Genomic DNA, 9,454 nt, shown 5'->3' on the forward strand with positions numbered 1-9,454 from the left:
ACCGGACCCAGCTGATCGCGCAGGATCGCCGCCACCGGCGTGTCACTATCGCTCACCCGGGGGATATCTTTGATCGCGATCGTGAGCGCGATCAGGAACACCAGTCCCAGCACAGCCGCCGCCACGACCGATCCCACGATCGCGCGCGGGACGCTGCGAAACGGATCCTTGGCCTCCTCAGCCATATTCGCCGCGGAGTCGAAGCCGACGAGCGTGGCGAGCCCCATGATCATCGCAGCCATCAACCCACCGCCGACAGCGAAATAGTTGGGGGCGCCCTCGGTGATACCGCGCGAGGTGAGATTGCCGACCGAGCCCTCGCCCGAGATTGCGACAGCGACGAAGAGCCCGATCGCCAGCACCACCACGATCACCAGTTCGAGCCCCACCGCGCCCGACGTGATCAAGCCGACGAGGCGCGTAGAGAACACGACGAGCACCGCCTGAACAAGCACCACGACGAGCGTGATCATGCGTGCCGTGCCCTCGTCCGGCTGCATGCCGAACAGTGGCATGAGGGCGCTGCTCGCCATCGCATTGTCGACCGTCACCACGCCCAGCGCCAGGTAACAGAAGGTCAGCCAACCGAACAACCAGCCGACTTTCGGGTTGGCCAGCCGCGAGGCCCATTGGTAGGAGGAGCCGCTGAGTGGGATGCGGGCCGCGAACTGGGCGATCACGAGCGCCACCAGGGTCTGCCCCAGCGCCACGATGATCCAGAGCCAGATCCCCACCGGCCCCGCGTCTCGAAGCACGTCGTCGTAGGTGCCGAAGATCCCGACCGCCACCGAGATGAATGCGAACGAGACAGCGAACACCTGAAAGGAGCCCAGAGTTCGCTTCAGCTCCGGTTTGTAGCCGCAGTCTTCACATTCTTGATTGGCGCTCTGTGCGCCCATCACGTTTTCTGCCGTCATCTCGGCCGCCTCACGTTCAGTCGGGAACTGCGGAGAAGTCGATTCGCTTGAAGCGACCCGTCACAACGAGACCCGTTCCACGATCAGAGCGAGACCGGTCTGTTTCATCCTCCACCTCATGGATTCGGATGTCATCGATGGTTCGTCTTTCTAAATACTCCGAGATGCGCGCGGGGCGCGTCAGCCCACACGTCTCGGCCGCCGAGGCCAATGGCCCCGGCGGCCGCGAGAGAGTGCTATCGATCCAGAGTGAGTCGGTGTCGACCGGATGTCACATCCAGGGCATATCGGGATCGAGCGAGTGGGAGATCACCCCGTCGTCGGGCTCGAGGGGGTAGTAGACCTGGTGGATGGTGGCACCCTGCTGGGAGTTCACGGTCGCGGCGGCGGGGCCGTAAAGGGTTGTGCCGCCAGGCTCGACCAGAGTGGTGCCGGGCTCGACGAGGGTCACCTGCGGGGGCACGTCTTCGTCGGGGGCGTCGCAGGCGACCATGGGCCACGCGTTTGCGCAGCCGATTCGGTCCCTGACCTCGACCTTGTACGGCGAGAGTCCGGATTCGGGGGAGACGACTTGCGGGAACGTCGACTGGGCGGGTGCGGCGGCGGCAGTGGCGCTCTGGGCCATGAACATTCCCAATCCGAGGGCGGCGCCCGTTGCGGCTGCTGCGGCGATGCGTGTCTTCGTCGAGTTCATTGCGTTGCTCCTGAGTGTGGTGTGTGAATTTCCGTGTCCCTTGTGGACGAACACCAGTCTTCGCCGGAAGGGGGGTCCGACAACGCCCCCTGAAGGGGTGGTCGGACATCCATCCAGGGGTGGATGTTTCCACCCCTGGGGGTGTTTCGCATTCACGAAAGAACAGTGCTCTGCCGCGGTCGGCGACGTCAGAGGTAGAGGTCGACGAGGGTACTGATCACCGACCAGTGCGTCGTCCGTGCCCGCACGGTCCTCAACTCGGGGTAGACGATGCGGAAGGTGCGCGCGAGGGCGACGCTGAGTCCGCCGGTGATGTCTGGAAGCCCCGATCGGGTTTCGGTTGCGAGGACGCCGTCGAGGGGCGGGTAGTCGGACAGTCGTTCGACGATCGGATCTACCCGGAGGCCGGGTCCGAGCTCGCGGAACAATCCGATGTTCTCCTGCAGGCCTCGGGTGATCGGCAGGTCGGTGGGTTCGACGATGTGCCGGTGCTGGGCGGCCGCGCTCTCCTGCGCGACGAGGAGCAGGTCGTAGAGTTTCGCGGTGACGACGTCGTCGAATCGGTGAAAGTCGTCTCGGACGACGCCGAGACTGGCGACGTCCCGGAAGATGTCCGCGAACTGGTCGAACGTCATGAGCGTCCCATGGCTTCCGGCCTCCGCACGTTCCATGAGGTGATCATCCTCCGTGATGCGGTCACGCATCCGACGAACCGCGCGCAAATGATGCCCGGTCCGGAATCCCGTTGTCCGCCACGGCGTCCAGCGTCCGCTGCGAGTGCTTCCCTGGCCGGGCCCCGTGGAGAGAACCTGTCCTACCTGGCCGGTCGGCCCATGGGTTGTGCAGGACCACGACCAGCGAGTACAGCGAAAGGTATGACGTCGACGAAATGGACGCGGTGGTTGCCGTTGGCCGCCGTCGCGGTGCTCGTCGTCGTGCTCGCGGCGAGCGGGATGGTTCCCGTCTGGCCGGGACTGCTGCACCTGGTCGCGCTGCCACCGCTGGATCAGTTCACGGACCTGCGACTTCTGCTGGTGCGTACCGACTCGTGGCCGCAGTTCCTGGTGCTGGTGGGCCTGGTGTCGGCCGTGCGGGTCCTGCTGATGGCCTGGCTTCTCGGTGGACTCGATGCCCGACGCCTCCGCTTCGCCGCGATGTTCTACGCGGCGGCGTTCGGCCCCGTCCTTCTTGCGGCGCTCGGTGACGCGACCGCCTACGCGACGCTGTACTCGCGGGCGTTCTGGCCGGCGGTGGCGTTGGTCGGATTGCTGGTCGTGATCCTCGGCCCGGTCCCGTGGCAGGGCGGGGTCACCCTGCGCGAGGCGATGGCGCGGGCGTGGCGCCGCGGCCTGCGGATCGAGGTGATGGTGCCGTACTGCGCGGCGGTCCTCGGGCTCGGCGCTCTGGCCGACCGGGCCCCGGCCCTCACCGTGCTGCTCGTGCCGGTCTCGGCTGTGGCGACGGGACTGACGGTGTGGGCGATGGACCGTGCGCCGGTCACCCGGCCCGTTGCGGCGCTTGCTGTCGTGCTCGTCATGGTGACGGCGGCGTCGGTGATCTTTGTTCGGACACGAGGATATGACGATCCGGAACCCGGATCCCGACAGGCCGGTTCGCTGTTCCTCATGTCCGGAATCAATTCGCGATCGGGGCAGGGGAGCATCCCCCGGGCCGACGTGCACCGGCTGGGTTACGAATGCGATCAGGTCTACTACTTCTCCTACGCCGGCCCCGGCGACGGGCAGCCGCAGCGCGACTCGACGTGTCCGATCAGGTCGGGGGCCCCGTACGAATCTGCCGACACGCAGCGCCCCGTCGAGGAACAGGTCGCGTTGTTTGCCGAACAGACCGCGAACCTGCAGCGGCCGTTGACCGTTGCCGCACATTCCCACGCCGCGTGGATTGTGTGGGACGCGGTTGCCACCGGGCGGGCGCAGGTCGATGTGCTGGTGCTGGTGGGCGTCTTTCCGCAGACCCCGCTCGGCTTTCCACCCCCGGATGGCGATCGACGGGGCAGGGTGTTCGGCGACCTGTTGCGGTGGGCGGCGCCGGTGACTGACCTCGTCTTCTTCCACTTCGACCCCGACACGCCCGCGGCGCGGCAACTGCTCGGCACCGCGGGCAGTGCGCAGGCCATTCTCGGCGAGCCGCTGCCTGGGGAGGTGCGTGTTCTGAGTATCACCTCGGCTGCCGATCTTCCCCTGATGCCGCACGGCTGGCGGCTGGACGTCGAACGCAATGGCTGCCCGGTCCGCGCCGCGCACTCCGCGTTGCCCACCTCGGCTGCCTTCGACGACGAGGTGATCCGGTTCCTGGACCACCGGGATTCTCCACCGTGCCCGATGTGGCGGGACTGGGGTGCGGTCGTGATGCACGCGTTCGGGGTGCCGCCGAGTGGGAGCTGACAGACAGCGGTGCGACTCAGCTGTCCCGACCGACGACACCGAATTGTGTCGAAGCGGACGAGGCGATTTCTCGGACGCCGGAGCACGCCGCGGAGTTAAATGGAATGACGCAGGCGTAATGGATTTCGGCAGCGAGTAAGCCCAACTCAAGGTCCGCCGCCGCCCGCTCCGGTCGCGTCTCAACCGTGCGGGAGGCATAGCGTCGGGGTGCGCGATGATCGAAGCAGTGACAGGGCTCCTTGCGAGGAGAACCGAACCCGCCGATGCCCGACCCGATCCGCCCGAGCACATCGATCACGATGAAGGTGTCCGCGGTGTCGCACTCGGAAGACTCCTGGCGGTCGCGATGTTGACACGAGCGCAGGCTGCACTACTCGTCGCGGATGCGCTCGATCAGCTCGAACTGGCGCGCGGCGAGGGGCCCTACCCATTCCGCCTCCGGAACGCGACGGTGTCCGACGCCGGGCATCTCACGATCGAGTGCGCGGGCAGTGCGTCCCGGCGAGACATGAACGAGGCGGTGGTCGAACTTCTCCGCAGCATTGCGACGAACTGTCCCGGTACGGCCCTGGCCGACCGGTTGCACGAATCGCTCGCCGCAGCAACAGATCTGGATGCGTTGGTGCACCGGGTTCGTCAGGCGATCGCACCCGACGTCGACCCAGCCGAGGAGAGAAGGAAACGCTGCCAAATTGCCGGGCTCGTCGCGGCCACCACAGGACGGCCGCGTCCGGACACAGGGGTGGTGGAGGAGCGGACGGACGTCCGGGACTGGCCGTATGTGGCGACGGGTTCCACGCTCGCACCGTCAGGCTGGTTGCCACCGGTCCGGAATCCGTGGCATCGCAAAAGGAGACGGCCGTCGCGGCGACAGGGAGCACTCGGCCTGATCGCGATCCTGATACTCGTCGCTGCAGCGTGGATGGCTCCACGGGTGTGGTCGGAGCTGCGCCGGGGATGGGACGCCGTCCTGAATCCCGTGAATCCCTCGGAGCAGAATCAGATTCGGCCCGTGTCGCCGCCTCCACCGGAACCCCGGGCTGATCAGCCACCGCCGGTGACGAACGATGTCGGCCGGCCGCCGCCGCCCGTCGACATCGGTGCCCCCGGGAGTGCGGGGCCGATCACCCTCGTCACGGTCACGCGCGCCAACGGGGAGTGCCTGCCCGGGCAGGCGTGCGCGATCCGAGTCGACATTCGCCTCGATCCGGCAGCAGCTGTCGGCAGTGTGACCTGGCGGGTGAACGTGTACGACCGCTGTACCGGCGAGGTGCGGCCCGCCAGCGAAGTGACGCTGCCCGTTCAGCCCGGGTCACAACAGGTCTACGGCATCGTCCGGACCGATCTGCCGCCGGGCGCTGCACTCGCCCTCGCGGCCGTCACCAGCGCCCCGGCGACGGCCGCGTCCGAGCCGCTGCTGGTGCCCGCCGAAAACGCTCGCTGCTGAGCGCCGGGGGAGGGGTGGGATGCACGACGACAAGCACGACGACAAGCAAGACGACAAGCACGAATCCGACCCGTGGATCGTCGGTGCGGCGATCGTTCTCGTCGTGCTCGGCCTTCTGAATTTGCTCTCGACAGGGAAGACGGCAGACGCTGTTCGCCACACGCTCTTCGCCGTTGCCGGTCTCGGCATCATGTATGTGGTGTCCCGCCTGCGGATGAGTGATCTCCGCGCCTTCGGCTGGGCAGTGTTCACCGTGGCGACCGTGTTGCTGGCGGTCGTGCCGCTCGCGGGGGTCGCGACCAAGGGTGCTCAACGCTGGCTGGACTTCGGCGTATTCACCGTCCAGCCGTCCGAACTGGCCAAGCTCGCCCTGGTTCTCGTGCCCGCGAGCATGCTCGCCGGTGGGTTCACGCTGGCACGATTCATCGCGACCTTGGCGATCGGGGGCGTACCCATTGCACTCGTCGCACTCCAACCCGACCTGTCGACTGCCGTCGTTCTCGTTGCGACGGCAGGAGTCATGCTCATCCTCGCCCGCGTCCCGCTGCTGCCCCTGGTTCCGTTGTTCGTGCTGGGTCTCGCGTCGCTTCCGCTGGCCGTGCTCTTCCTCCGCCCCTACCAGCTCGAACGGGTCCACGTGTTCCTGTCGAGCAACGCCGACCCCGCCGGCGCGGGATGGGCCGAGTTGCAAGCGAACATCGCGATCGGCAGCGGTGGCCTGTGGGGGCTGGCGCGCGACCCGATGTACGCGGTGCGGGCCGAGTATCTTCCCGAATCGGAGCACGATCTCGCGTTCGCCAGCCTGGTGTACGGGTGGGGTTTGATCGCCGGGTTGGCTGTCGTGGTGGCAACGTCGGTCATCGTGTGGCGGGCTGCACTCTCCGCGCGCACGGCGCGCACGCGCGAGGCCGCACTCGTCGCGGCCGGAATCGGCGCGTTGTTCGGCATCCACGCGCTGGTGTCGATCGGTCAGAGTCTGTCGCTTCTGCCCCATACCGGCATGCCGATTCCCCTCTTCAGTTACGGGGGCACCGCCGCCATCGTCGGTTTCGTCGCCATCGGACTGGTGCTCGCGGTGCGCCGAGACGGCGTCGCGCGACCGCTGTGGACCCCGGATCCCCGACGGCGACGCCGCCCGCGTGGAATGTCGGCGGGCACCCTGACGATGACCGCGGCACTCGTCGCGATGTCGGTGTTCGCCTGGCAGTTGCAACACGACCGGGGTGCGGAATTCCGGGCGATGAGCGACCAGCAGATGATGCGGTGCATCCGCCTGCCCGCAGAGCGCGGACTGATCCTCGACCGCAACGGTATTCCGCTCGCAGTCAATGTCGCCGAGTACGCCGTGGCGGTGGTCGCTCGGATGTTCGAGGAGAACGACGACGACACCCGCAACCGGTTGGCCGCTCTGCTCGCCACGTCTCCCGACGAGTTGGCGGGCCTCATCGAGGCCGGTGGCGAGGGGGAGTCTCAGGTGGCCGTGGGCAGGGTCGCGCCCGACCAGGCGCGGCGCATCGTGGATGCGCGACTGCCCGGTGTGCTCGTGGTGCCGTCCGGTCGCAGGCAGTACCCGTACGGTGCCGTGCTCGCCTCTGTCCTCGGACACGTCGGCGTCGCCGACGCCGACGACATGGAACGCTGGCCGCATCTCGTACTCGGGTCACGCGTCGGCAAGGCGGGACTCGAGAAGCAGTACGACGCTCTGCTCCGCGGCAGCGACGGCAAGCAGTGCATGTATGTCGATCCGTCCGGGCATCCGGTGGCCGCCGGCGAACGCGTGGACCCGGTACGGGGCCACGATCTGCGCCTGCACCTCGACATCGGGGTCCAGAACCTGGCCACCGACGCGCTCGTGGAGGCGATGCGCACCAGTAAGGGCGACCTCGGTGCCGCCGTCGTGATGGACGCGCGGAACGGAGCCGTGCTGGCCCTCGCCAGTGTCCCGGGGGCCGACAACAACGTCTACGGACCTCCGGCCGACCTCGTCGCCCTCGCGGCGCAGAGTCAGACTCCGGGGCCGAGCCCGTTGCTCAACAACGCCACCCAGACCGCGGTCCCGCCCGGCTCCACCTTCAAGATCGTCGTCGCGGCGGCGAATACCCAGTACCCGGTGCTGTCGCCGGACACGGTGATCGACACCGGCGCCGCCTACACCTACGGCGGCCACACGTTCCGGAACTGGCAACCGATGGGCCCGCACAATCTGCTCCAGGCGATTCAGTGGTCCGACAACGTCTACTTCTACAAGCTCGGTGAACTCTTGGGCCCGGAGAAGATGGCGGACGTCGCGGGGCAACTCGGCGTCGGCCGGCGGTCCGGGATCGACCTGCCCGGCGAGGCCGAGGGGTTCCTCGGCACCCCGGAGAACGTCGGAAGTATCGGGGCCACCTGGTATCCCGGGTCGACCCTGTTGATGGGTATCGGACAGGGCACCGTCAGCGCGACCCCGATACAGGTGGCGCGCTGGACGTCGGGGATCGCCACCGGCGCGATGGTGACGCCCCAGCTCGCCGCGGCGTACGGGTCGGACTCGGTGCCCATACCGACAGCGGCGCCGCAGCGTCTACCCTTCGCCGACCTGCTCGGTCCCGTCCGGGCAGGCATGCGGGCGTCCGCGTCGGCGGGGACCGCCGGGCAACTCGCGGACCTCCCGGTCCCGGCAGGCGCGAAGACCGGCACGGCGGAGGACCCGTCGGCGCCCGGAGAAGGACTGAACGCCTGGTTCTCCGCGGTCGCGCCTTTCGACGCACCCCAGATCCAGGTGTCGGTGCTGATCCGCGGTGGTGGCTTCGGGTCGGCGACGGCGGGCCCCGTGGTCAAGAAACTCCTCGACCACTACTTTCCGCGACCACCCGCGCCGGCGCCGATTCGRTGATCAGGCGCTGTAGGCGGCAACCACCTCAGGGTGCACCAGACAGGCAGTAGCGCCCTCGGCGACGCAGGTGAGCGGGCGCTCGGCGGTCTTCACCGGGAATCCGAAGGACTCTTCGAGCAGCTGGGACAGCCCGCGGAGCAACGCGCCGCCACCGATGACGAGCAGCCCCTCCGACATCACGTCACCGATGGCCTGCGCGGGGAGGTCGTCCAGGCATTCCGTCAATGTCTGCACGATTCCGGTTGTCGTGGGCCGCAACGCCTCCACGATCTCTTCGGTCTCGAGTGTCACCAGGCGTGCGCGGCCGGTCACGGCGTCGCGGCCCTCGACGACGAGCGACTGCCCCTCGGCGCTGTCGGGTTCACCCAACTTGGCACGCTCGGCGGTGAGTTCGCCGACGACGATCTTGTGCTCTGCCTTCAGGTACTGGTATAGCGCGTTCGTCAATTCGTCGCCCGCGACGCGGCAACTACGGTGAGAGAGAATGCCACCGAAACAGATGGCGGTGACTTCCGAAGTGCCGCCGCCGATATCGACGACGAGGTGTGCGCGTGGTTCCATGGGGTTGATTCCGCAACCGAGCGCACCCGCCACCGGCTCCGGTACCAACCCCACTTTCCGCAAACCGGCCTCGTGGCCGACCTCGAGCAGGGCCCGACGCTCGAGCGGGGTGGCACCCGCGGGGACCGAGATGACTCCCTTGGGCCGCAGCCCGTATCGCCGTGCAGAGGAGACCCGCTTGATGACGGCCGTGACGAATGCCCGCGCCGACTCCAGGTCCACGATCACCCCGTCGCGCATCGGTCGAACCGGCGTGATTCCGATAGGAGTGCGGCCGACGAGACTTCGCGCCTCCGTGCCGATTGCGAGAGCACGGTGCGGATCCTTCGTTCGAACGAGCATGAAGGACGGCTCGTTCAGTACGATGCCGTCGTCGGGAGTTCCGACGACAGTGTTGGCAGTTCCGAGATCGATACCAAGTCCACCCACGTCGGCCTCCAGAGGGATTCCAGCGAGATGATGTTGATGTTACGCAGCCGCAGCGTCGTTCGGAAGGTATTGCGTGACACCGAAGACTCCCGGCAGCGATCAGGAGGGCCGCGGGATGTCCTCGGT

Annotated in this window: 8 protein-coding genes; 3 read left to right on the forward strand and 5 right to left on the reverse strand. The window is 67.6% G+C overall.

From position 1 onward, the window contains the following. From AC1D1G_RS36150 to AC1D1G_RS36160, 3 genes are all read right to left on the reverse strand, one after another. Positions 1-917 (reverse strand): APC family permease (locus AC1D1G_RS36150; protein ID WP_477955882.1); only part of this gene is annotated, 917 nt, incomplete at its 3' end. A gap of 271 nt (positions 918-1,188) precedes the next feature. Continuing rightward, positions 1,189-1,611, reverse strand: a complete 423-nt coding sequence (locus AC1D1G_RS36155) for a hypothetical protein (protein ID WP_105413897.1) — start codon at positions 1,609-1,611, stop codon at positions 1,189-1,191. A 188-nt stretch (positions 1,612-1,799) separates the two neighbouring features. Next, on the reverse strand, positions 1,800-2,282 hold the full coding sequence (locus tag AC1D1G_RS36160; RefSeq protein WP_283353172.1) for a DUF1931 family protein: 483 nt from the start codon (positions 2,280-2,282) through the stop codon (positions 1,800-1,802). Positions 2,283-2,486: 204 nt separating this feature from the next. Between AC1D1G_RS36160 and AC1D1G_RS36165 the strand changes: the two genes are divergently transcribed. From AC1D1G_RS36165 to AC1D1G_RS36175, 3 genes are all read left to right on the forward strand, one after another. Next, positions 2,487-4,016, forward strand: a complete 1,530-nt coding sequence (locus tag AC1D1G_RS36165) for a hypothetical protein (protein WP_283334208.1) — start codon at positions 2,487-2,489, stop codon at positions 4,014-4,016. 214 nt (positions 4,017-4,230) lie between these two features. Next, positions 4,231-5,463 carry a hypothetical protein gene (locus AC1D1G_RS36170; RefSeq protein WP_477955884.1) on the forward strand — a complete coding sequence of 411 codons (1,233 nt, stop codon included), beginning with the start codon at positions 4,231-4,233 and terminating at the stop codon, positions 5,461-5,463. Positions 5,464-5,482: 19 nt separating this feature from the next. Then, a complete protein-coding gene (locus AC1D1G_RS36175; RefSeq protein WP_283353171.1) occupies positions 5,483-8,338 on the forward strand; it encodes an FtsW/RodA/SpoVE family cell cycle protein in 2,856 nt (951 codons plus the stop codon). Here AC1D1G_RS36175 and mreB read toward each other — a convergent pair whose 3' ends face one another. Then, a complete protein-coding gene (mreB, locus tag AC1D1G_RS36180) occupies positions 8,339-9,328 on the reverse strand; it encodes a rod shape-determining protein (RefSeq protein WP_025432626.1) in 990 nt (329 codons plus the stop codon). After that, positions 9,256-9,454 (reverse strand): hypothetical protein (locus AC1D1G_RS36185; protein ID WP_477955886.1); only part of this gene is annotated, 199 nt, incomplete at its 5' end. The genes AC1D1G_RS36185 and mreB, both read right to left, overlap by 73 nt.

It is taken from the genome of Rhodococcus sp. P3_B8 (assembly GCF_056402775.1).